We start from the raw sequence: 22,731 nt of genomic DNA on the forward strand, positions 1-22,731 counted from the left end.
ATGAGCATCCCCGTCCACGACCCCACCGCCCTGTCTCGCCTGTTTCACCTGAATTCCGAGCCTTGGCTGAACGAGGCCGCCTATCGCGCCGGTCCCTATCTGCAGGATTTCCGCAGCTATCCGCAGGCGCCGCGCGTGGTCTTGCCCGCAACCGATCCGGGCGGGGTCGAGGCGCTGGCGATGGGGCGTCGCTCGACCCGCGCCTTCCTGCCCGAGCCGTTGCCGCTTGCGGCCCTGGCGCGGCTGATGCGCGCCGGATACGGGCTGACCGGCCCCGAGCCATTCGAGACCGGCGGCCGGTTCCTGCGCCGCAGCGTGCCCTCGGCCGGCGGCACCTATCCGCTGGAGATCTATGCGCTGGTGGCGCGGGTCGAGGGGCTGGCGCCCGGCATCCATCACTACGACGCCCAGGGCGATGCGATGGAACTGCTGCGCCCCGGCCCCTGGCAGGCCGAGGCCGAGCCGATGTTCTACACCTGGCCCTTCGTGGCCGAGGCGCCGGTCATCCTGTGCCTGGCCGCGATCTTTTCGCGCACGCAGAAGAAATACGGGCCGCGCGGCTATCGCTATGTGCTGCTCGAGGCAGGGCATGCCGCGCAGAACCTTTGCCTTGCGGCGGCCGAGCAGGGGTTGGCGAGCCTGTGCATGGGCGGATTCCGCGACAGCCGGCTGAATGCGCTGATCGGGCTTTCCCAGCCCGGGGAGGGCGTGGTCTATACCCTGGCCTTCGGCCGCCCCGTCGCCCCGGGCGAGGCGCGGCCCGGCGGTTCGGCCGGGTAGCGCCGGCAAAAACCGCCGCTTTGCCGCGATGAACCGTTGATCGCCGCCCCGTTATGGCGAATCCTTGGAAAACTCATGGGTTGCGGGTGTGTCGCGCGTCAGGTGCGAGTCGCGGCAAGGGATGCATATGCAGTTGGACGGCCTTTTGCAGGTTCTTGAGGCGCTGCGGCTGCGCAAGGCGCGGGCGCTTCTGTATTTCCTGCTGGCCGACCGGACGCCGGTGCATCGCACGGAAAAGGTCACCGACCTGTTCTGGCAGAACTCGGACGAGCACAAGGCCTCGGCCTCTTATCGGCAGGCGGTCAAGCATATCCGCCGCGCCATGGAGGTCATGCCGGGCTGGGCGCTGGAAACCAGCGCGGGCGAGATCGCGCTGCGCCTGCCGGGCGGCTTCGTGCTGCAGGAAGAGCTGGCGGCGCGGCTGTCGGCCTCGGGCTGGGATGCCGGCGAGGCCGGCCGCATCCGGCTGCTGATCGACCAGACCGTGCAGCTCGAGGGGATCAGCGCCTCGTTCGACAGCTGGCTGGCGATCACCCGTGCCGGCCTGCTGGCCGGGGTGCGGCAGGTGCTGGACCGCCGCCTTGCGGGGCTTGCGGGTTCCGACCCGGAAACCCAGCGCGCGCTGGCCGAATTCGCCGTCGCGCTGGAGCCGTCGAACGAGAACGCCACGCGGCTTCTGATGCGGCTCGACTGGCAGGCGGGCCGGCCGACCCGCGCCATCGAGCGCTACAACACGCTTTACGCCCATCTGGACGAGATGTTCGACCAGGAGCCCGAGGCCGAGACCGTCGAGCTGCTGGCGGCGATCAAGCTGGACCCCGGCGGCGGCGGGCAGCACCGGCAGCGCGACCGGCTGCCGCAGGCCAGCCTGTCGGTCCTGCTGCTGGAGGCCGAGGGCGAGGGGCACGGGCTGGAAAGCCTGACCAACGTGCTCTTCTCGGATCTGCGCATGCGCATGGGCCGCTTCCGCGAATGGTGCATCGTCGAGGAGGGCGCCCCCGATCCCGCGCAGGTGCGCGTCACGCTGAAGCCGTTCCACCTGCCCGCCGGGCTGCGGCTTTTCGTCGAGGTGCAGCGCGGCGCCGGCGGGCATCTGGTCTGGTCGGAATGGATCGAGGCGCCGCAGACCGATTGGGAGGCCAAGGTCCGCGTCCTGCTGTCCAACATCGCCAATGCGCTGTCGGTGGTGGTCTCGGACCGGTCGCTGTCGGATTCCGGCTCGGGCATCTATGACAACTGGCTCAGGGCGCAGGCGCTTCTGGACAGCTGGTCGCCCGAGACCGAGGCCGAGGCGCTGGCCATCCTGCGCGAGATCGCCGCGCGCTCGCCGCCCTTCGGCCCCGCCCATGCCGAACTGGCGGGCGCGCTGAACGTGCGCCATGTGCTTTTGCCCGGCACCTACCAGACCGAGGAGCTCAAGCGCGACGCCATGCATCACGCCATCGTCGCCGTCACCGCCGATCCGCTGGACACTCGCGCGCATCGCGTGCTGGCCTGGTGCTTTTGCCATCTGGGCTATTTCGACCTGGCCGAGTTCCATTTCGACCAGGCGCTGGTGCTGAACCGCAACAACCCGCTGACGCTGGCCTCCTGCGCGCTCGGCTGCGCCTTTGCGGGCGATCTGGGGAAGGCCGCCGGGCTGGTGGCCGAGACCAAGCGCCATGCCGCGGTGATGGAGCCCTTTCACCGGATCTATCTGGCGGCGGCGGATTATCTGTGCGGCGACTTCGCGGCGGCGGCGCGGCAATGCGAAGGCGGCGCCGGGCTGATGCCGACGGTGGGCGGCTGGCACAGCGCCGCCTTGTGGCGGCTGGGACAGGCCGAGGCGGCGGCGCGGCGGATTCACGCCTATCTGGCCGAGTTGCGCGGGCAATGGCACGGCCCCCTCGACCCGACGGATGCGCAGATCCTCGACTGGTTCCTGTCCATCTTTCCCCTGCGCAACGAAGACTGGCGGCAAGAGCTGCGCGAGACGCTGGAACAGGCCGGCGCGTCCAGTTGCCGCTTTCACGCCTAGCGGCACATGTTCGTGGCATAGATCCCGACCGAGCGGTGAAAGGCGCGCAGGGGGCTCGACATGATCTCGTTCTTCACGTCCCTGGCCGGCCTGCCGCTGGCGTCCTTGAAGCGGCTGCGCTCGCGGATCGCCTGCTCGACATGCGCCTCCAGCGCGGTTTGCAGCGCCGGGGTCCAGCCCGGCTCGGCGCGGGCGGCGAACTCACGCACCATCTCCATGATCTCGGTCTGCATGCCGGCCAGCATCAGCGCCCGGTCCAGTTCATAGGACAGCGGCGGGCGAAACCCCTCGGCCTCGCCCTGGGCGCGCAGCATGGCATCGGCGATGGCCAGCGTCTCGTCCGAGGGCACGACCAGGATGCGGGTGTTGCGGTCGGGCTTTTTGCTGCCGCGGCGGCGGCTTTCGAACTCGATGCGGACGGTGGTGGCGTCCAGGATCGCCTCTCGCTCGGCATCGCTCAGCGGCGCCGTGCCGTCATGGGCCGAGAAATCCTGCACCACCAGCGCGCGCTTGATGCGTTCCTCCAGCGCGTCCAGTTCGGCCTTGGGCACGCCGGACTTGCCCCGCTGCGACAGATCGACCATCAGCCGGCCGATATATTCGACGTTCAGCGGCTCGCCGTCGCCGCCCTTTTTGGCGCTGATGCTGCCGTCCTTGTGCAGCCACGCCTCGGGCTGGTCCACCTCGGCCCCGATGATGATGTATTTGCGGCGCGTCCCTGTCATGGTCGTTTCTCCGTTATTGCCTGGCAAGCGTGATCAGTTCCAGCATGGTCGCGGGCCGGGGCAGGCCGGCGGTCGCTTCGGTTTCGGGCGCCAGCACGACGCGGCGGATCGAGCCCAGGACCGAGCCGCGCAACAAGGCGCTGCCCAGCGGGCCGAAGCCGCCCAGCCGGCCGTGCAGCTGCGCCTCGACCATCAGGAACTGGTAGAGCGGCCCCCATTCCAGCCCCTCGGCATCGATGCGGATCGGCGCCTGCGGATGGGCGGCGGCGAAATCGTCGGCCAGCCGGGCGGGGGCGATGCGCGTGGGCCAGTCGCCGGGCAGGGCGGCGATGGCGGCGCGGATCGGATCGTTGCCGGGCCGCAGTGAGCCGGCCTCGGCGGCCGAGCGGTTGTCGAGCGCGATCACCGCCGCCGCCGTCACCGGCGCGCGCAGTTCGGGCGCCACGCTGGCCGAGATGCCGGTCAGCGGCGCGCCGGGGCTGGCGCCGAGGAACAGCGGCCAGTCGATATGCCAGTCGGTCTCGGCCTCGCTGGGGGCGTAGCCGCGCTTGAGCAGCGTGCCCAGGTTGTGCAGTCCCGAGCGGCCCAGATGATAGGCCGCCAGCGGCAGGGCGTGGAAGGCGCGGCACAGCCCGTGCAGCAACGTGGTCTCGTCCAGCGCCCAGCAACCGGGCAGGGCATCGCCGTCCAGCGCCGCGATCTGGGGATGCAGGAATCGCGGCAGCAGGTCGCCGGCCAGGATGCCGTGCCAGCAGCGCAGGGCATGGGCGCGGGCCAGGACATAGGCACGGAACGGCTCCAGCTCCTCGGCCATCAGGTGGCGGGCCAGCCGGTTGTGGAACTGCATCCAGGCCACCGTCAGCTCGTGCAGCATCAGCGAGTCGCGGTTGCGCTCGTCATAGAGCGCCCGGATCGGCCGGGGATCGGGGTCCGACGAGGCGCCGGCGGCACGGCCATAAAGCCGTGCCAGCCGCGCACCGCGGGTCAGGCGGAACAGGCAGGTCTCGGGATCGTAGACATGCGTCAGCATGGCCGGGCCGGGACCATAGACCGTTTCCAGCGTCAGCGGATTGTCGATCAGGTTGTAGCGCCTGGCCGGGCCGACGCCGCCTTCGGGCCGGGTATAGGGCACGCTGTCGGCCGGCACGCTGCTGCCCATGTCATGGCCCATCAGTTGCGCCAGATAGGTATAGCCCGAGGGGATATGCGCGGTCAGCTCAAGGCAGGCCGCGCGCCAGTCGGGCGTTGTGTTCAGCAGGATCTGGGGCAGGCGCTGGCCGATGTCGGGGCGGTCGTCGGCCTGGGACAGCGGCGAGGCCAGCGCCCCCATGTCGCGCAGCGACCCCATCAGCGGCGCGCAGCCCATGGGGCAGCCGCCTTGCCCCGGTCCCGGTGCCCGCAGGTTTCTGGCCAAGCTGTCGTCGCGCATCGCAATCCTCACAGATAGGGCAGGCCCGTCTCGTCGGTGAAAGGCGGCGCGGCTGCGTCGGGACGGCAGATCCAGACGCTGAGCGGCCCTTCGGGCGGCGAGATCTCATGGCAGGCGGGCGGGGTGTCGAAGCAGCCGCCGGCATCCGCATCGCCCGGCGGCGCGGGATGGATGGCGACGGCCTCGGGGAACAGCAGGGCGGCGCGGCGGGCATAGCCGCGGATGCGGTTGCGCACCGCTTGCAGCGCGCCCTCGCGGCCAAAGGAGCGGGCGGCCAGCAGCTCCATCAGGTTCAACTCCATCAGCAGCAGCTCGCGCAGGGCTTTCCCGGCCGCCCGCACCGGATCGCGATGGGCGCCATAGCCCAGCACCGGGTCCTGCCCCTCGGGGCTCATGCTGCGGCAGATCATGATGCGAGGGTCGCCCGCGGCCCCGATCTGCCACCAGTCGGTGCGCCGCCGCAGCGCCGCCCCGTCGCGCGCGCGATCAAGCTGTGCGGCCAGCCCGGCCTGCCGAACCCATTCCGCAGCCACCGGCACGGCGGGACGCCGGCCCAGCCACCAATCCGCGACCGCGCGCCGTTCGCAGGCTTCGTCCATCGCGGCCTCGCGCGCCGGGCCGGGATCGGGATGCGCCGCCAGCCCGTCGCGCCAGGGCTCGAACGCGCCGTCCCCGGCGCGAAAGGCGGCCAGCGCCAGGATCTCGGCGGTCTCGCCGATGCAGCGGTCGAAGGCTTCGTCCCGGTTCCGGCCGGCGCCGCTGGCGGTGAGGCCGTCCCGGGTCAGCGCCTGCAGGATGACGAAGCCGGGGGCAAAGAAGCTTTCGCGCCAGTCATGGCGTTGCCAGTTTTCGGTCAGGTCGGGGGCGCGGGGGCCGGGTTTTTCCATCGCGTCGCGGGTGTCCTTGGCAGAGGGCTTTCCCGATCTTCGCGCAAGCCTGTGATTGCGGCGTGAATTTCCCGCGCCCGCTGGCGGGACGAATGGCAAACATTCCGTGGCGCTGCCGGATGCCGGCGGGCGGACGCTACGGAACCCGGGCCGCTTTCCGATGCACAGGCCATGCGCATCAAGCAAGAAACAACATGATAATTCGAAGACTACATATTGGTGTCATTGAATTTTCATAAAACAATGCGACAGAGCCGCGGTGACCGGCGCGGTGTCTGCCTGCTGCCTGCCATACCAGACGGTCCAGTTGCGAATTGACACCCCGGCCCCTGGCAGGTGACAAATCCGCAGAGGGAGGCGGATGGCGCATGGCGGGCTCTGGCCCAGGTGCTGCCGTCCGGGAACGATGACGCCGCAAGGCACGACTCGGAGGATTACCATGCAAAGAACCCTATTCTGGCTTGCGGGGATGATGGCGCTGCCCGTCGCGGCCGAGGCCAAGACCGAAATCTCGTGGTGGCACGCGATGACCGGCGCCAATGCCGAGGTGGTGACCAAGATCGCCGGCGACTTCAACGCGAGCCAATCGGATTACGAGGTGAAGCCGGTCTTCAAGGGCACCTATCCCGAGACGCTGAACGCCGGCATCGCCGCCTTCCGCGCTGGGCAGGCGCCCGACATCATTCAGGTCTTCGACGTGGGCACGGGCGTGATGATGGGCGCGCAGGGCGCGATCAAGCCGGTGGCCGAGGTGCTGCAAGAGGGCGGCTATGCCTTCGACAAGGGGCAGTATCTGCCCGGCATCGTCGGCTATTACTCGACGCCCGAGGGCGACATGCTGTCCTTTCCCTACAACTCCTCCTCGCCGATCCTGTATTACAACAAGGACATCTTCGAAAAGGCGGGGCTGGATGTCGAGAACCCGCCCAAGACCTGGGCCGAGGTCTGGGCCGCCGCGCGCCAGATCAAGGAATCGGGGGCCGCGACCTGCGGCTATACCTCGACCTGGCTGACCTGGATCCATACCGAGAACTTCGCCGCCTGGAACGACGTCAGCTGGGGCACGAACGAGAACGGCCTGGCCGGCCCGCCCGAACTGAAGATCGACGGCCCGCTGTTCGTCAAGCACTTCCAGGAGCTTGCGGATCTGGCGAAAGAGGGCGTCTTCGTCTATGGCGGCCGCACCAGCGAGGCCAAGCAGAACTTCACCTCGGGCGAATGCGGCATCCTGACCGAAAGCTCGGGCGGGCTTGGCGACATCGTCAAGTCGGGCATGAACTACGGCATCGGCCAGCTGCCCTATGACGAGACGGCCGAGGGTGCGCCGCAGAACACCACGCCGGGCGGCGCCTCGCTCTGGGTGATGGGCGGCAAGTCGGAAGAGACCTACAAGGGCGTCGCCGCCTTCTTCAACTACCTGTCGCAGACCGACGTGCAGCAATACCTGCACGAGCAGTCGGGCTATCTGCCGGTGACCATGGCGGCTTACGAAGTCACGAAGGGTTCGGACTTCTACCAGCAGAACCCGGGCCGCGAGACGCCGATCCTGCAGATGATGGGCAAAGAGCCGACCGAGAACTCCAAGGGCGTGCGCGCGCCGAACCTGCCGCAGCTGCGCGACATCCAGAACGAGGAATACGAAAAGATGCTGGCCGGCCAGCAGGACGCGGCCACGGCGCTGAAGAACGCCGTCGAGCGCGGCAATGCCGCGATCAGGGAAGCCGTGGGCGGCTGAAACCAAGGGCGGGCGTTTCGGCGCCCGCCCGATCCGACAAGGGGGACGGATGAGACGCACGGTCTTTCCGCACAAGCTGCTGCCCTGGCTGCTGCTGGCGCCGCAACTGGCGATCACGCTGATCTTCTTCTATTGGCCGGCGGCGCAGGCCTTTCGCCAGTCCGTGCTGCGCGAGGATGCCTTTGGCCTGAAGACGACCTTCGTGGGGCTGGCGAATTTCCGCAAGGTGCTGAGCGATCCGAACTATCTGAACTCGGTCCGGGTGACGGTGGTGTTCTCGGTGCTCGTCGCCTTTTGCGCCATGGCGATTGCGCTGTTCCTGGCGGTGCAGGCGGAAAAGATCATTCGCGGCAAGGGCTTCTACCGCACATTGATGATCTGGCCCTATGCGGTGGCGCCCGCCATCGCCGGCATGCTGTGGCTGTTCATGTTCAATCCCAGCTTCGGCACGCTGGCCTGGCCGCTGCGGCAGATGGGCATCTACTGGAACCCGCTGCTGGATGGCGAACAGGCGATGGCGCTGGTGGTCGCGGCCGCGACGTGGAAGCAGATCAGCTATAATTTCCTGTTCTTCGTCGCGGGCTTGCAGGCGGTTCCCCGATCGCTTCTGGAGGCTGCGGCCATCGACGGCGCCTCGCGCCGCCATGCCTTCTGGACCATCACCTTTCCGCTGCTGGCGCCGACGACATTCTTCCTGCTGGTGGTGAATACGGTCTATGCGCTGTTCGACACCTTCGGCATCATCCATGCCGTGACCGGCGGCGGCCCGGGCAAGGCGACCGAGACGCTGGTCTACAAGGTCTATAACGACGGCTTCGTGAACCTGATCATGGGCGATTCCGCCGCGCAATCGGTGATCCTGATGATCATCGTGATCGCGCTGACCGCCTTCCAGTTCCGCTTCATCGAGAGGAGGGTGCATTATGGCTGAGCCCTCTCCGCTGGCCGCGCGCGGCGCCGGGCGATTGCTGGCGCATTTCTGGATGGTGCTGGGCGTGATCGTGGTGGCCTTTCCGGTCTATTACGTCTTCGTCGCCTCGACCCATTCGGTGCAGACCATCCTGCGCCCGCCGCTGCCCCTGCTGCCCGGACCCGAGGCGGCGCGGAACTATTCCGACGCCTTCTCGGGCGGGATCAGCCGCATCGGCGGGGTCAGCCTGTGGCGGCTGTTGGCCAATACCACCATCGTCGCCATGGGCATCGCGCTGGGAAAGATCGCGATCTCGATGGCCTCGGCCTATGCCATCGTCTTCTTCCGGTTTCCGCTGCGCATGGCCTGTTTCTGGCTGATCTTCATCACGCTGATGCTGCCGGTCGAGGTGCGCATCCAGCCCACCTACAAGGTCATGGTCGACCTGGGGCTGATCGACACCTATCCGGGGCTGATCCTGCCGCTGATCGCCTCGGCCACCGCGACGCTTCTGTTCCGGCAGTTCTTCATGACCATCCCGGACGAGTTGCTGGAGGCGGCGCGCGTCGACGGCGCCGGGCCATGGCGGTTCTTCAAGGACATCCTGTGGCCCCTGTCGCTGACCAATGTCGCGGCGATCTTCGTGATCCAGTTCATCTATGGCTGGACGCAATACCTGTGGCCGCTGCTGGTCACCAATTCCAACGAAATGAACACCATCGTCATCGCGCTGAAGAAGATGATCTCCTTTGCCGATGCCGATACGCCCTGGAACCTCGTGATGGTCACAAGCGTGCTGGCCATCCTGCCGCCGATCCTGGTGGTGGTGCTGATGCAGCGCTGGTTCGTCAAGGGCCTGGTCGAGACGGAGAAATAGATGGCCCGCATCCTGCTCAACGACGTCCGCAAGAGCTATGCGGGAAACCAGGTCATCCACGGCATCACCATGGAGATCGCCGACGGCGAGTTCGTGGTGATCGTCGGCCCCTCGGGCTGCGGCAAGTCCACGCTGCTGCGCATGGTGGCCGGGCTGGAAGCCATCAGCGCCGGCACGGTCGAGATCGGCGGCAAGGTGGTCAACGACCTGGAACCGCGCCAGCGCGACATCGCCATGGTGTTCCAGAACTATGCGCTTTATCCGCATATGTCGGTGCGCGAGAACATGGCTTACGGCCTCAAGATCGCGAAACTGCCGAAAACCGAGATCGAGGCCCGCGTGGCCAAGGCCGCGACCATGCTGGAGCTGGAGCCCTATCTGGACCGCAAGCCGCGTGCGCTGTCGGGCGGCCAGCGCCAGCGCGTCGCCATGGGCCGGGCGCTGGTGCGCGAGCCGGCCGCGCTGCTGCTGGACGAGCCGCTGTCGAACCTCGATGCCAAGCTGCGGGTGCAGATGCGCTTGCAGATCAAGGAGATGCACCTGCGCACCGGCCAGACCACGCTTTACGTCACCCATGACCAGGTCGAGGCAATGACGCTGGCCGACCGGCTGATCGTGATGAACAAGGGCGTGGCGGAACAGATCGCGACGCCGCTGGAAGTCTATGAGCGGCCGGCCAGCGAGTTCGTCGCCGGTTTCATCGGCTCGCCGGCAATGAACATCTTTACCGTCGATGCTGCCGACGGGCGCGTCACCCTGCCGGGCGGCGCGGTCCTGCCGCTGCCGGTGCCGCGCGGCGGCGACCTTCGGCTTGGCCTGCGCCCCGAGCATCTGCGAACCGCACAGCCGGGCGAGGCGGCGATTCCGGTTGTGCTGCGTTCGGTCGAAAGGCTGGGCGCGGATGCCTTCGGCTACGGCATGATCGAGGGCTCCGAGGTGCCGATGGTGCTGCGCCTGCCCGGCACCAGCCAACTGTCGCGCGGCGACCGGGTCGAGGCGGTGCCGGATCCGGCGCATCTGCATTTCTTCGATCCCGTCAGCGGACGGCGCATCGAGGGCTGAAGGGGGCGTTCAACCGGCCAGCGCCTTCTCCACCGCCTCGAACATGGGCCGGGTCAGGCTTTGTTGCATCCGCGTCACGCCGGCCCAGCCGCGCTCTTGCGCCGCCGCGATGCCGAAGGCGCGGGCGGTGCTGATCCGGGCCAGTTCGTCCCAGCCGATCGGGGCCGCCACCGGCGCGCCGGGCCGGGCGCGCACGGAAAAGGGTGCGACCGCCGTCGAGCCGCGCTCGTTGCGCAGCCAGTCGATGAAGATCCGGCCCTTGCGGCTGGCCTTGGCCAGTTCCACCGTATAGCGACCCGGTTCCTCTTGCGCGCAAAGCGCGGCAAAGCTGCGGGCGAAACGCTTGAGATCGTCCCAGCCGAGGCTGCGGCGCAGCGGGACCACCAGATGCACGCCCTTGCCGCCGGTCAGCATCGCCCAGGGCTCAAGCCCCAGGTCCAGCAGCCGGCCGCGCAGCGACAGGGCGGCGCTGCGCACCGCATCGAAGCCCAGCCCCTCATCGGGGTCGAGGTCCAGGACCAGCCGGTCGGGCCGCTCCAGCCGGTCGCGGCGGGCGGGCCAGATATGGAACTCGACCGTGCCCATCTGCACGGCGGCGACCAGCCCCGCGGCATCGGTGACATAGGCATAGGGCGCGGCTTCGCCGTCGCTTTCGGTGATCTGCATCTGCCGGATCGCCTTGGGAAAGCCCTTGCCTGGATGCTTCTGAAAGAACCGCTCGCCCGCCATCCCGTCGGGCAGGCGCAGAAGCGACAGCGGGCGGTTCGCGGCCTCTTCCAGCATCAGGGGCGCGATCTGCTGGTAGTAACGCGCCAGCCCCGCCTTGGTCAGCCTCGCCTTGGTCAGCCCCGCCTTGCCCGGCCCGGCATCGGCAAAGATCACCCGCTCGGGATGCGAGATGGTCACACCCTCGATCCGCTCGGTCATGGTCGGCTCCTTGCTGCTTTCGGGACCAACGCCGGCGGCGGGGTTGTGGTTCGCCGCCGGCCATCCGATCCGCATCCGGCCCAGCGTCACCGCTGTTGTGTGCCGCGACGGGCGCTGGCAGGCGGTCCGGCATCTGCAGGAAAGCGGCGAAACCCCGGCGCTGGACCTTTCCGAGTGATGCGGCCCGGCGGTTGCGCCGCCGGCCAAAGCCCGCTATGTCGGGCGCCCATACCGGTCGCAGCCTACCCGGTCATCAAAACAAGGGTCACATCATGAAGACGATAGTTGTCTGCTCGGGCGGACTCGATTCCGTTTCGCTGGCGCATATGGTCGCCGCGCAAGGCGGGCTGACGCGCCTGATCTCCTTCGACTACGGCCAGCGCCACCGCAAGGAGCTGGATTACGCCGCCGCCGCCGCCCGGCGGCTGGGCGTGCCGCATCACGTCATCGACATGCGCGGCGTGGGGGCGGTGCTGACCGGCTCGGCCCTGACCGGCGGGGCCGAGGTGCCGGACGGGCATTATGCCGAGGAGACCATGCGCATCACCGTGGTCCCGAACCGCAACGCCATCATGCTGACCGTCGCCTTCGGCATGGCGGCGGCGATGGGCGATCAGGCGGTGGCGGCCGCCGTGCATGGCGGCGACCATTTCATCTATCCCGACTGCCGCCCCGCCTTTACCCAGGCGTTCCAGCAGATGCAGGACGCCGCACTGGACGGCTATGCACAGGTGCGGCTGCTGACGCCCTTCGTGCATCGCACCAAAGCCGACATCGTGACCGAGGGCGCCCGCCACGACACGCCCTTTGCCGAGACCTGGTCCTGCTACAAGGGTGGAGCGCTTCACTGCGGGCGCTGCGGCACCTGCGTCGAACGGCGCGAGGCGTTCCATCTGGCCGGCATCCCCGACCCGACCGCCTATGAGGACGCGGATTTCTGGCGGCAGGCCATCGCGGAACGGGAGCGGGCCTGATGTTCCGCATCTCGAAGGAGTTCCATTTCTCGGCCTCGCACCAGCTTGCGCATCTGCCGCCCGACCACCAATGCGCCCGGCTGCACGGGCACAATTACATCGTCGTGGTCGAACTGGCGGCGGAGGAACTGAATGCCGACGGCTTCGTGCGCGACTATCACGAGCTTGCGCCGCTGAAGCACTATATCGACACGCATTTCGACCATCGCCACCTGAACGACGTGCTGGACGGTCCTTCGACCGCCGAGAACATGGCGCGGCATTTCCATGACTGGTGCAAGGCGCGCTGGCCCGAGACGGTGGCGGTCCGGGTGTCCGAGACGCCCAAGACCTGGGCCGAGTATCGGCCATGACGCTGCGTATCGCGGAAATCTTCGGCCCGACCATCCAGGGCGAGGGCGCGCTGATCGGCGAGCCCACGGTCTTTGTCCGTGCCGGCGGCTGCGATTATCGCTGCCTCTGGTGCGACAGCCCGCATGCCGTGGACAGCAGCCATCGCCACGAATGGCGGCCGATGAGCGCCGAGGCGATCTGGGCCGAGGTGCGGCGCCTGTCCGGGGGCCAGCCGCTGACCGTCTCGCTGTCCGGCGGCAATCCGGCGATCCAGGATTTCGCCCCGCTGATCGCGCTGGGACGCGCCGCGGGCTACCGCTTCGCCTGCGAGACGCAGGGCTCGGTCGCGCAGCCCTGGTTCGCGGAGCTGTCCACGCTGGTGCTGTCGCCGAAGCCGCCGTCGAGCGGGCAGGTGGTCGATTGGGACGCTTTCGACCGCTGCCTGAAGGCGGGCGAGGGTGCGGGGCAGCGGGTGCTGAAGATCGTGATCTTCGACCAGGTCGACCTGGACTGGGCGCGCGAGGTTGCCGCCCGCCATCCCGGCCTGCCGCTTTACCTGCAACCCGGCAACCCCGAGACCGATCCCGCCCTGCCGGTCGATCCGCAGGCCCTGGCCGACCGGCTGCTGTGGCTGGTCGAGAACACGGTCGGCCGCGGCTGGCTGAAACCGCGCATCCTGCCGCAGCTGCATGTCCTGATCTGGGGCAACCGGCGCGGCGTCTGACATTCGGAGGGAACCATGACCGAGACGATCTATAGCGGCCTCAAGCAACTGGGCGGCGCCACCCTGCTGCCCGAAAGCCCCGACAAGGCCGAGCTGGAGCGGGTGCGGAACCCGCAGGCCGACGTGGCCTACAACGTGCGCTTCACCGCGCCCGAGTTCACCTCGCTTTGCCCGATGACCGGGCAGCCGGATTTCGCGCACCTGGTGATCGACTATGTGCCGGGCGAATGGCTGGTCGAATCGAAGTCGCTGAAGCTTTACCTTGGAAGCTTCCGGAATCACGGTGCTTTTCACGAGGACTGCACCGTCTCGATCGGTCGGCGGCTGGCAGGGTTCCTTGCGCCGCGCTGGCTGCGCATCGGCGGCTATTGGTATCCGCGCGGCGGCATGCCCATCGACGTGTTCTGGCAGACCGGCCCCATGCCCGAGGGGGTCTGGATCCCCGATCAGGGCGTGCCGCCCTATCGCGGCCGCGGCTGAATCCGGCCCCACCACCCTGCAAGAAATCATCGGTCGGCGCGGTCCCGGGTATCGGGCCGCGCCGATTTCGCTTGACAGTCCCGCTGCGAATATGTGAGCATTTGCCCATCGTATTAGCAAATGCTGATCCGCAGGGGAGGACAATCGAATGAGCATGATGCTGCGCGGCCTGATGGGGGCCTGCGCCATGACGGCGCTGGCCGCGCCCGCATGGGCCGAGACGCTGACCATCGCCACCGTGAACAACGGCGACATGATCCGCATGCAGAAGATGACCAAGCCGTTCACCGACGCGAACCCGGACATCCAGCTGGAATGGGTCACGCTGGAAGAGAACGTGCTGCGCCAGCGCGTCACCACCGACATCGCCACCAAGGGCGGGCAATATGACATCGTGACCGTCGGCAATTACGAGGTCCCGATCTGGGCCAAGCAAGGCTGGCTCCTGGCGCTTGAGGACATGGGCGCGGATTACGATGCCGCCGACATCCTGCCGCCCATCGCCGAGGGGCTGTCGCTGGACGGCAAGCTTTATGCCGCGCCCTTCTATGGCGAATCCGCGATGATCATGTATCGCACCGACCTGATGGAAAAGGCCGGGCTGGAGATGCCCGAGCGCCCGACCTGGGACTTCATCTATGACGCGGCGCGCAAGATGACCGACAAGTCGGCCGAGGTCTATGGCATCTGCCTGCGCGGCAAGGCCGGCTGGGGCGAGAACATGGCCTTTCTGACCTCGATGGGCGCAAGCTACGGTGCGCCCTGGTTCGACATGGAATGGAAGCCGCAATTCACCGGCGAGGCGTGGAAGAAGGCGCTGACCGACTACGTCGCGATCATGAACGAGGCCGGCCCGCCCGGCGCCTCGTCCAACGGCTTCAACGAGAACCTGGCGCTGTTCCAGACCGGCAAATGCGGCATGTGGATCGACGCCACCGTGGCGGCAAGCTTCGTGTCGAACCCCAAGGATTCGACCGTGGCCGACAAGGTCGGCTATGCGCTGGCCCCCGAGGGCGAGAAGCCGCAGATGTGGCTTTGGGCCTGGACGCTGGCGATCCCGTCCTCGACCGACGCGCCGGATGCGGCCAAGAAGTTCGTCGCCTGGGCGACCTCGAAAGCCTATACCGAGCAGGTCGCGGCGGAAGAGGGCTGGGCGAACGTGCCGCCGGGCACCCGGACCTCGCTCTACGAGAACCCCGCCTATCAGGAGGCCGCGCCCTTCGCCAAGCCGACGCTCGACAGCATCATGTCGGCCGACCTGAAGAATCCGACCACCGTCGAGGTGCCCTATATCGGCACGCAATGGGTGGGCATCCCCGAGTTCCAGGCGCTTGGCACCGCGGTCGGCCAGCAATTCTCGGCCGCCCTGGCCGGGCAGGCCAGCGTCGACCAGGCGCTGCAGATGGCCCAGCAGATCGCCGAGCGCGAGATGGCCAAGGCCGGCTATCCGAAGTGATGCGCGGCCTGGCCTGACGGCCACGAACCGGGCGGGGGGCGGCGAGCCCGGCCCCTGCCGCAATCCGAACCCTCATCGCTCGCGTGGGAGGCGCGCCGATGGCTACCCGACATCAGAAAACACTCGCGCGCCTGATGGTCGCGCCCTCGGTCCTGCTGCTTCTGGGCTGGATGATCGTGCCGCTGGCCATGACGCTGTGGTTCAGCTTCCAGAGCTACAACCTGCTCTCGCCCGGCATGGAACAGTTCATCGGCTGGACCAACTACAAGTATTTCCTGTCCGATCCCGCCTTCTGGACCGCGATGCAGAACACGCTGCTGCTGGTCGGGGGCGTGCTGGTCATCACCGTGGGCGGCGGCATCCTGCTGGCGCTGCTGCTGGACCAGCCCATGTTCGGGCAAGGGATCGTGCGCATCTTGGTGATCGCGCCCTTCTTCATCATGCCGACCGTCTCGGCGCTGGTGTGGAAGAACATGTTCATGAACCCGGTGAACGGGCTTTTCGCCTGGCTTGCCAAGGCGGTGGGCGCGCAGCCCATCGATTTCCTCGCGCAATATCCGCTGATGTCGATCATCCTGATCGTCGCCTGGCAATGGCTGCCCTTTGCCACGCTGATCCTGCTGACGGCGCTGCAATCGCTGGACAGCGAGCAGATGGAGGCGGCCGAGATGGACGGGGCCAGCGCGCTGTCCAAGTTCATCCACCTGATCCTGCCGCACCTGTCGCGCGCCATCACCGTGGTGATCCTGATCGAGACGATCTTCCTGCTTTCGGTCTTTGCCGAGATCCTGGTCACCACCAATGGCGGGCCCGGCTATCAGTCCACCAACCTGACCTATCTGGTCTTTTCGCAGGCGCTTTTGCAATTCGACGTGGGCGGCGCATCCGCCGGGGGCATCATCGCCGTCATCCTTGCCAATATCGTCGCGATCTTCCTGATGCGGATGATCGGCAAGACGCTGGAGTAAGAACCATGGCCCGCAAGATTTCCGATACCCGCCGCTGGGGCTTTACCATCCTGGCCTGGGGCGTGGCGCTGCTGATCTTCTTTCCGATCCTCTGGACGATCCTGACCAGCTTCAAGTCCGAGGCCGACGCCATCGCCTCGCCGCCGAAGTTCCTGTTCTTCGACTGGACGACCCAGAACTATGCCGAGGTGCAGTCCCGCTCGCCCTATTTCCGGCATTTCATGAACTCGGTCATCATCTCGGTCGGTTCGACGCTCTTGGGCCTTCTGATCGCCATTCCGGCCGCCTGGTCGATGGCCTTCCAGCCGGCCAAGCGCACCAAGGACCTGCTGATGTGGATGCTGTCCACCAAGATGATGCCGGCCGCCGGCGTGCTGATCCCGATGTATCTGCTGTTCCGCAGCTGGGGGCTTCTGGATACGCGGATGGGCATCACCGTGGTGCTGATGCTGATCAACCTGCCGATCATCACCTGGATGCTCTATACCTATTTCCGCGAGATCCCGTCCGAGATCCTGGAAGCGGCGCAGATGGACGGGGCAAGCCTCAAGAACGAGATCCTGCATGTGCTGACGCCGATGGCCGTGCCCGGCATCGCCTCGACGCTGCTTCTGAACGTGATCCTGGCCTGGAACGAGGCGTTCTGGACGCTGAACCTGACCACCAGCAAGGCGGCACCGCTGACGACCTTCATCGCCAGCTATTCCAGTCCCGAAGGGCTTTTCTACGCGAAACTCTCGGCGGCGAGCACCATGGCCATCGCCCCGATCCTGATCCTCGGCTGGTTCAGCCAGAAGCAACTCGTGCGCGGCCTGACCTTCGGCGCGGTGAAATAAAGGGGGGAATGATGGGTAGCATCACGCTTCAACAGGTCCGCAAGGCTTTCGGCGATGTCGAGGTCATCCCGGGCGTCGATCTGGAGATCCACGACGGCGAGTTCGTGGTCTTCGTCGGCCCCTCGGGCTGCGGCAAGTCCACGCTCTTGCGGCTGATCGCGGGGCTCGAGGACGTGACCTCGGGCCAGATCCTGATCGACGGGCAGGACGTGACCCAGGCGGCACCGGCAAAGCGCAAGCTTGCCATGGTGTTCCAGTCCTATGCGCTTTACCCGCATATGTCGGTCAGGAAGAACATCGCCTTTCCGCTGAAGATGGCGGGCATGGCGGCGGATGAGCAGGAGCGGCGCGTCCAGCACGCGGCAGGCATCCTGAACCTGACCGATTACCTGGACCGCCGCCCCGGCCAGCTGTCGGGCGGCCAGCGCCAGCGCGTCGCCATCGGCCGCGCCATCGTGCGCGAGCCATCGGCCTTCCTGTTCGACGAGCCCTTGTCGAACCTCGATGCGGCGTTGCGGGTGAACATGCGGGTCGAGATTTCCGAACTGCACAAGAAGCTGGCGACGACGATGATCTACGTCACCCACGACCAGGTCGAGGCGATGACCATGGCCGACAAGATCGTCGTCCTGCGCGCCGGCCTGGTCGAGCAGGTCGGCAGCCCGCTGGAGCTGTACCGCACGCCGCGGAACCGCTTCGTCGCCGGTTTCATCGGCAGCCCGAACATGAACTTCATCGAGGGCGAGGCGGCGGCCCGGCTGGGCGCCCATGCCATCGGCGTGCGGCCCGAGCATTTCGCCATGTCCACCAGCGAGGGCCAGTTCGCCGGCACCGTGGGCGTGGCCGAGCATCTGGGGTCGGATACCTTCCTGCATGTCGACCTGGACGGCGGCACCCATATCGTCGCGCGGGCGGCGGGCGAGTTTCCGGTTCATCACGGCGACCGCATCTACCTGACCCCGCAGGACGGCCGGGTCTATCGCTTCGACCAGCAGGGGCTGGCGCTCTAGCCGCGCCTTTCCCCTCGGGGTCGCGTCCGCGGCCCTGTTTCCTGCAATACAGAACCGGGATGAATTCGGATGGACAGGCTTTCCAACCAGACCCTCGACCGCCTCGGCCAGCCGGTGCCGGGCTACGACCGCGCCGCCCTGCGCGCCGGCATCCTGCATTTCGGGGTCGGCAATTTCTTTCGTGCCCATCAGGCCGCCTATCTGGACCGGCTGATGAACATGGGGCTGGCGCAGGACTTCGCCATCATCGGCGCCGGCGTCATGCCGGGCGACGCCAGGATGCGCGACACGCTGGCCGCGCAGGATTACCTCTATACGCTGGTCGAGCAATCGGCCGAGCGCTCGGACGCGCGCGTGCTGGGGCCGATCGTGGACTATATCGCGCCGGGCGACCATCGGCGGGTGATCGCGGCGCTGGCCGATCCGGCGATCCGCATCGTGGCGCTGACCATCACCGAGGGCGGCTATTTCATCGACGCCGCCACCGGGCATTTCGACCCCACGCATCCCGCCATCGCCGCAGATGCCGCCAGCCCCGACGCGCCGCAGACCGTCTTCGGCCTGATCGTCGCGGGGCTGAAGGCGCGCCGGGCGGCGGGGCACGCGCCCTTCACCGTCATGTGCTGCGACAACATCCCGCATAACGGCCATGTCACCCGCGAGGCGGTGGCTGAAACAGCGCGGCTCTTGGACACGCAGCTGGCCGAATGGATCCTGGCGAATGTCGCCTTTCCGAATGCCATGGTGGACCGCATCACGCCGGCGACCTCGGATCGCGAGCGCCGCATGGTGCGCGAGGATTTCGGCATCCATGACGACGCCCCGGTGTTTTGCGAGGATTTCATCCAATGGGTGCTCGAGGACAATTTCCCCGCCGGCCGGCCGCCGCTGGAAAAGGCCGGTGTCGAGTTCGTCGCCGACGTGACGCCGTGGGAGCTGATGAAGATCCGCATCCTGAACGGCGGCCATGCGGTGATCGCCTATCCGGCCGGGCTTCTGGACATCCATTTCGTGCATGAGGCGATGGAGGACGCGCAGGTCCGCGCCTTCCTGGAAAAGATCGAGGCGGATGAGATCATCCCGGCCGTGCCGCCGGTGCCCGGCACCGACCTTGGCGCCTATTTCGCCAAGGTGGCCGAACGCTGCGCCAATCCCAAGATCGGCGACACGGTGCGCCGGCTTTGCCTGGACGGCTCGAACCGGCAGCCGAAATTCATCGTGCCGACCATCGCGCACCGGCTGGAGCGCGGGTTGCCGGTCGAGGGGCTGGCGCTGGAATCGGCGCTGTGGTGCCGCTATTGCGCCGGGACCACCGACAGCGGCGCGGTGATCGAGCCGAACGACCCGGATTGGGACAAGCTCGTCCAGGTGGCGCAGGCGGCCCGGACCGACCCTTCGGCCTGGCTCGGCATGGCCGAGATCTATGGCGGGACCGGCCGCGATCCGCGCCTGGCCGAGCCTTTCGCGCGATGGCTCGCCATGCTGTGGGACAGGGGCACGCGCGCGACGCTTGATGCCTATCTCAAGGGCTAGGCGGTGGCGCGGGGGCTGATCTTCGATTGCGATGGCGTGCTGGTCGATTCCGAACCGCTTGCCGCGGCCGAGATCGAGGCGCTTTTGCAAAGGCTGGGTGCGCCCATCACCCGCACCCGCATCTATGACGAATTCCTGGGCCGCTCGTTCTCGACCATCGTCGAGGCGGCGCGGGACCATGGCGTCGACCTGGGTCCGGCGCTGCCCGGCTATGCCGAAGCGCTGGCCTTGCGCTTGCGCCGCGAATTGCGCCCGGTGCCCGGCATGGCCGAGGCGCTGGCGCAGCTTTCCGGGCCGCGCGCCGTGGCCTCCTCCAGCGCGCCCGAGCGGTTGCGGCTGTCCTTGTCGCTGACGGGCCTCGCGCCGCTTTTCGGACCGCATGTCTATTCCGCGACGCAGGTGGCGCGCGGCAAGCCCGAGCCCGACCTGTTCCTGTTCACCGCCCGGCATCTGGGCATCGCGCCGGCCGATTGCGTGGTGATCGAGGACAGCCCGGCCGGCCTGTCCGCCGCACGGGCGGCGGGGATGCGGGTGATCGGCTTTCTGGGCGGCAGCCATGCCGCGCCCGCGCGCCTGGCCGAAAAGCTGGCGGCGCTGGCCCCCGACGCGCTGATTGACCATGCCCGGGATTTGCCCAAAACTCTCGCCGGTCTGGGCTAGGAAGGGGAATCGGCGTGCTGATCGGGGCCGTGGATGTGGGCTCGGCCCGTGCGCGAGCGGGGCTCTTTACCCTCGACGGCCGGCTGGTCGCGCGCGCGAGCCGGGGTTTCGCCACCGTTCCGGGGCCGGACCGGCAATCCATGCACGATTTCGCCGAGATCTGGCAGGCCGTGGCCGAAGCGCTGGCCGAGGCGCGGCGGCAGGCCGGCGCCAGCCCGGCACAGGTGGGCGCGCTGGCCTTCGACGCCACCTGCTCGCTGGTGGTCGAGGCGCCGGGCTTTGCGCCCGACGTGATCGCCTGGCACGACCACCGCGCCATCGCCGAGGCGGGCGAACTCAGCCACATCCCGCATGAGATCGTCGCGCGGGCCGGGGGCTCGGTCTCGCCCGAGATGCAGACGCCGAAGCTGATGTGGCTGGCCCGCCATCGGCCCGAGGTCTGGGCCGTGCTGGCTGGGGTGCGCGACCTTTGCGACCACCTGGCCTTTCGCGCCACCGGGATCGAGGCGCGGTCGCTTTGCGCGGCCGCGGCGAAATGGCCCTGGCTGCCCGACCGGGGCGGCTGGCAGGCGGATCTGCTGGAAAAGCTCGGCATTACCGATTTCCCGCGCCCCGGCGCGGTCCTGCCGCCCGGCACGCGGATCGGTCCGCTGTCGCCGCAGGGCGCGGCCGAGCTGGGGCTGGAGCCCGAAGCGCTGGTCGCCACCGGGCTGATCGACGCCTTTGCCGGCGCGCTTGGCGCGGCGCCGGACATGCCGGCGCTGATCGCCGGCACCTCGAATTGCGTCATGGCGACAGGGCTCGCGCCGCGCCCGGCGCTGTGGGGGCCCTATCCCGGTGCGATCCTGCCCGGGGAAAGCGTGACCGAGGGAGGCCAATCCGCCACCGGCGCGTTGCTGGAGCGGGTGCGCGGGCTTTATCCGCAGCCGGTCAGCCATGACGAGATCCTGGCCCGCATCGCCGCCGATCCCGAGCCGGAGCCCGACCTGCACGTCCTGCCCGACATCAAGGGCAGCCGCACGCCCTTTGCCGATCCGCTGCTGCGCGGCGCGATCCACGGCCTGACGCTGGAACGCAGCGCGCCGGCGCTGGATGCGCTTTACTGGCGCGCGGCGGTCGGCATTGCGCTGGGGACGCGGCAGGTCATCGCGCATATGGGCCTGGCGCCCGCCGCGCTGGCCATGGCCGGGGGCCAGGCGCGTTCGGCCCTGCTGCGCCAGCTTTACGCCGATGCGACCGGGGCCGAGATCCACTGGCAGCCCGAGGATGCGGTGCTGCGCGGCACCGCCATCGCCGCCGCCGCGCCTTTGCTGGGCGGAATCCGCCCGGCGCGCGACCGTTTCGCAAGGCCAGTCGAGGTGACCCGCCCCGACCCCGCCGCCCGTGCCCGGCGCGAGCGGGACTGGCGCATCTTTCTGCGCATGCAGCAGCAGCGCGCCGAGATCGCGGCGATGTAGGGATCAATCGGCCAGCAATGCGGCCCCGGTCGCGGCATCGGTGATCAGCCCGCTGATCAGCCCGCCGCGCAGCGCGCCGCGGATCGCCGGCACCTTTTCGGCGCCATGGGCCGCGCCGATCACCAGCGTCGTCTCGCGCGGCGGGATCGGTGCCGAGGCCACGCGGTCGTTGCTGAGCCCCGCCACCAGCGCGCCCCGCGCGTCATAGGCCCAGCCGGTGATCTCGCCTACCGCGCCGGCCGCGACCAGCGCGTCCAGGTCGGGCTGCGACAGGAACCCGTCCAGCATCAGCGGAGCCTGCGCGCCCACCGTGCCGATGCCGACGAAGGCGACCGCGGCCCCGGCGGACATGCGGATCAGCCGCTCGATGCTGGGCTGGCTGTTGACTGCCTGCCGTTCGCGCACGCTGGGGGCGATGACCGGCAGCGGCAGGGGAAAGCTGCGCGCGCTGACCAGGTCCGAAAGCGTGAACAGCACGTTGTAATAGGCAGTCGAGCCGTCCGGTGCGATATTGCCGGTCAGCGAGACGATGCGGTGCTGCGGGCAGTCGATATGCGGCAATTGCGCGATGGCGCTGCGCAGGGTGCGGCCGGTGCCGATCGCCATGGTCATCGGCTCGGCCCGGCGCAGCCATTGCTCGATCACGTCGGCCAGCATCAGGGCCACCCCGGCCTCGGGCGCGTCCGAGGGCGCGATCTGGCAGAAATCCAGCCGGTACTTGCGCTGCAATTCGGCGGCAAGGTCCATGCAATGGGCAAAGGGATGGTCGATGCGGATCTTGACGATGCCCTCGGCCATGGCCTGCGCGACCAGGCGCTGCGCGGTCTGGCGCGAGATGCCCATGATCCCCGCGATCTCGTCCTGGGTCTTGCCCGCGACGTAAGAGAGCCACGCCGCCTTGGCCGCCTGTTCCAGTTTCCGGCCCTGGTTCGACATGGGTTGGCTTTTCCG

General features: G+C 68.1%; 23 protein-coding genes. 18 read left to right on the forward strand and 5 right to left on the reverse strand.

The window, feature by feature from the left end:
• Positions 1-780: a SagB/ThcOx family dehydrogenase gene (locus QPR87_RS04005; RefSeq protein ID WP_285048459.1), complete on the forward strand. Its 780-nt coding sequence runs from the start codon at positions 1-3 to the stop codon at positions 778-780.
• A 127-nt stretch (positions 781-907) separates the two neighbouring features.
• Positions 908-2,797: an AfsR/SARP family transcriptional regulator gene (locus tag QPR87_RS04010; protein ID WP_285048460.1), complete on the forward strand. Its 1,890-nt coding sequence runs from the start codon at positions 908-910 to the stop codon at positions 2,795-2,797.
• On the opposite strand, the gene QPR87_RS04015 is transcribed toward QPR87_RS04010, so the two are convergent.
• Genes QPR87_RS04015 through QPR87_RS04025 form a run of 3 tightly spaced genes read right to left on the reverse strand, consistent with a single transcriptional unit; the run spans position 2,794 to position 5,838 of the window.
• Complete coding sequence (locus QPR87_RS04015) at positions 2,794-3,522, reverse strand: hypothetical protein (RefSeq protein WP_104491082.1); 729 nt, start codon at positions 3,520-3,522, stop codon at positions 2,794-2,796. The two genes, QPR87_RS04010 and QPR87_RS04015, sit on opposite strands and share 4 nt — an antisense overlap.
• Before the next feature lie 13 nt (positions 3,523-3,535).
• Positions 3,536-4,951 (reverse strand): peroxidase family protein, encoded by a 1,416-nt coding sequence (locus QPR87_RS04020; RefSeq protein ID WP_285048461.1) that lies wholly within the window; start codon positions 4,949-4,951, stop codon positions 3,536-3,538.
• 8 nt (positions 4,952-4,959) lie between these two features.
• Positions 4,960-5,838, reverse strand: coding sequence for a YcaO-like family protein (locus QPR87_RS04025; RefSeq protein WP_285048462.1), 879 nt, complete (start codon positions 5,836-5,838; stop codon positions 4,960-4,962).
• A gap of 439 nt (positions 5,839-6,277) precedes the next feature.
• Here QPR87_RS04025 and ugpB point away from each other — a divergent pair, with 439 nt between their 5' ends.
• From ugpB to QPR87_RS04045, 4 genes are read left to right on the forward strand one after another with little or no spacing between them, the layout of a single operon-like run.
• Complete coding sequence (gene ugpB / locus QPR87_RS04030; protein WP_011750419.1) at positions 6,278-7,573, forward strand: sn-glycerol-3-phosphate ABC transporter substrate-binding protein UgpB; 1,296 nt, start codon at positions 6,278-6,280, stop codon at positions 7,571-7,573.
• A 49-nt stretch (positions 7,574-7,622) separates the two neighbouring features.
• Entirely contained in the window at positions 7,623-8,504 is an 882-nt protein-coding gene (gene ugpA, locus QPR87_RS04035; RefSeq protein WP_011750418.1) for a sn-glycerol-3-phosphate ABC transporter permease UgpA, read from the forward strand.
• Positions 8,497-9,360, forward strand: a complete 864-nt coding sequence (gene ugpE, locus QPR87_RS04040) for a sn-glycerol-3-phosphate ABC transporter permease UgpE (RefSeq protein WP_011750417.1) — start codon at positions 8,497-8,499, stop codon at positions 9,358-9,360. The genes ugpA and ugpE overlap by 8 nt, the downstream gene beginning before the upstream one ends.
• A complete protein-coding gene (locus QPR87_RS04045) occupies positions 9,361-10,422 on the forward strand; it encodes a sn-glycerol-3-phosphate import ATP-binding protein UgpC (RefSeq protein WP_011750416.1) in 1,062 nt (353 codons plus the stop codon).
• 9 nt (positions 10,423-10,431) lie between these two features.
• Here QPR87_RS04045 and ligD read toward each other — a convergent pair whose 3' ends face one another.
• On the reverse strand, positions 10,432-11,349 hold the full coding sequence (ligD, locus tag QPR87_RS04050) for a non-homologous end-joining DNA ligase (RefSeq protein WP_285048464.1): 918 nt from the start codon (positions 11,347-11,349) through the stop codon (positions 10,432-10,434).
• On the opposite strand from ligD, the gene QPR87_RS04055 reads away from it, so the two are divergent.
• The 12 genes from QPR87_RS04055 to QPR87_RS04110 all read left to right on the forward strand — a co-directional run bounded on the left by QPR87_RS04055 (position 11,321) and on the right by QPR87_RS04110 (position 21,780).
• Positions 11,321-11,527: a hypothetical protein gene (locus QPR87_RS04055; RefSeq protein WP_285048465.1), complete on the forward strand. Its 207-nt coding sequence runs from the start codon at positions 11,321-11,323 to the stop codon at positions 11,525-11,527. The two genes, ligD and QPR87_RS04055, sit on opposite strands and share 29 nt — an antisense overlap.
• Positions 11,528-11,621: 94 nt before the next feature.
• The gene (queC, locus tag QPR87_RS04060) at positions 11,622-12,323 is read left to right on the forward strand and encodes a 7-cyano-7-deazaguanine synthase QueC (protein WP_285048466.1); all 702 of its coding nucleotides are present in this window, start codon (positions 11,622-11,624) and stop codon (positions 12,321-12,323) included.
• The gene (locus QPR87_RS04065; protein ID WP_011750413.1) at positions 12,323-12,676 is read left to right on the forward strand and encodes a 6-pyruvoyl trahydropterin synthase family protein; all 354 of its coding nucleotides are present in this window, start codon (positions 12,323-12,325) and stop codon (positions 12,674-12,676) included. Before queC ends, QPR87_RS04065 begins: the two co-directional genes overlap by 1 nt.
• Complete coding sequence (gene queE, locus QPR87_RS04070) at positions 12,673-13,380, forward strand: 7-carboxy-7-deazaguanine synthase QueE (protein WP_285048468.1); 708 nt, start codon at positions 12,673-12,675, stop codon at positions 13,378-13,380. The genes QPR87_RS04065 and queE overlap by 4 nt, the downstream gene beginning before the upstream one ends.
• Positions 13,381-13,395: 15 nt before the next feature.
• Positions 13,396-13,860 (forward strand): preQ(1) synthase, encoded by a 465-nt coding sequence (gene queF / locus QPR87_RS04075; protein WP_285048470.1) that lies wholly within the window; start codon positions 13,396-13,398, stop codon positions 13,858-13,860.
• 148 nt (positions 13,861-14,008) lie between these two features.
• The gene (locus QPR87_RS04080; RefSeq protein ID WP_285048472.1) at positions 14,009-15,316 is read left to right on the forward strand and encodes an ABC transporter substrate-binding protein; all 1,308 of its coding nucleotides are present in this window, start codon (positions 14,009-14,011) and stop codon (positions 15,314-15,316) included.
• 98 nt (positions 15,317-15,414) lie between these two features.
• The gene (locus tag QPR87_RS04085) at positions 15,415-16,284 is read left to right on the forward strand and encodes a carbohydrate ABC transporter permease (protein WP_011750409.1); all 870 of its coding nucleotides are present in this window, start codon (positions 15,415-15,417) and stop codon (positions 16,282-16,284) included.
• Positions 16,285-16,289: 5 nt separating this feature from the next.
• Positions 16,290-17,120 carry a carbohydrate ABC transporter permease gene (locus tag QPR87_RS04090; RefSeq protein ID WP_285048474.1) on the forward strand — a complete coding sequence of 277 codons (831 nt, stop codon included), beginning with the start codon at positions 16,290-16,292 and terminating at the stop codon, positions 17,118-17,120.
• A gap of 11 nt (positions 17,121-17,131) precedes the next feature.
• Positions 17,132-18,130, forward strand: a complete 999-nt coding sequence (locus QPR87_RS04095; protein ID WP_011750407.1) for an ABC transporter ATP-binding protein — start codon at positions 17,132-17,134, stop codon at positions 18,128-18,130.
• A gap of 69 nt (positions 18,131-18,199) precedes the next feature.
• Entirely contained in the window at positions 18,200-19,663 is a 1,464-nt protein-coding gene (locus QPR87_RS04100; RefSeq protein WP_285048476.1) for a mannitol dehydrogenase family protein, read from the forward strand.
• A 3-nt stretch (positions 19,664-19,666) separates the two neighbouring features.
• On the forward strand, positions 19,667-20,323 hold the full coding sequence (locus tag QPR87_RS04105) for an HAD family hydrolase (protein WP_230999903.1): 657 nt from the start codon (positions 19,667-19,669) through the stop codon (positions 20,321-20,323).
• 14 nt (positions 20,324-20,337) lie between these two features.
• The gene (locus tag QPR87_RS04110) at positions 20,338-21,780 is read left to right on the forward strand and encodes an FGGY-family carbohydrate kinase (RefSeq protein ID WP_285048478.1); all 1,443 of its coding nucleotides are present in this window, start codon (positions 20,338-20,340) and stop codon (positions 21,778-21,780) included.
• A gap of 3 nt (positions 21,781-21,783) precedes the next feature.
• Here the strand turns inward: QPR87_RS04110 and QPR87_RS04115 are convergent, their stop codons facing one another.
• Complete coding sequence (locus tag QPR87_RS04115; protein ID WP_011750403.1) at positions 21,784-22,716, reverse strand: sugar-binding transcriptional regulator; 933 nt, start codon at positions 22,714-22,716, stop codon at positions 21,784-21,786.
• Positions 22,717-22,731 lie beyond the last annotated feature (15 nt).

It is taken from the genome of Paracoccus sp. SSJ (assembly GCF_030234105.1).
GTDB classification, from domain to species: Bacteria; Pseudomonadota; Alphaproteobacteria; order Rhodobacterales; family Rhodobacteraceae; genus Paracoccus; species Paracoccus denitrificans.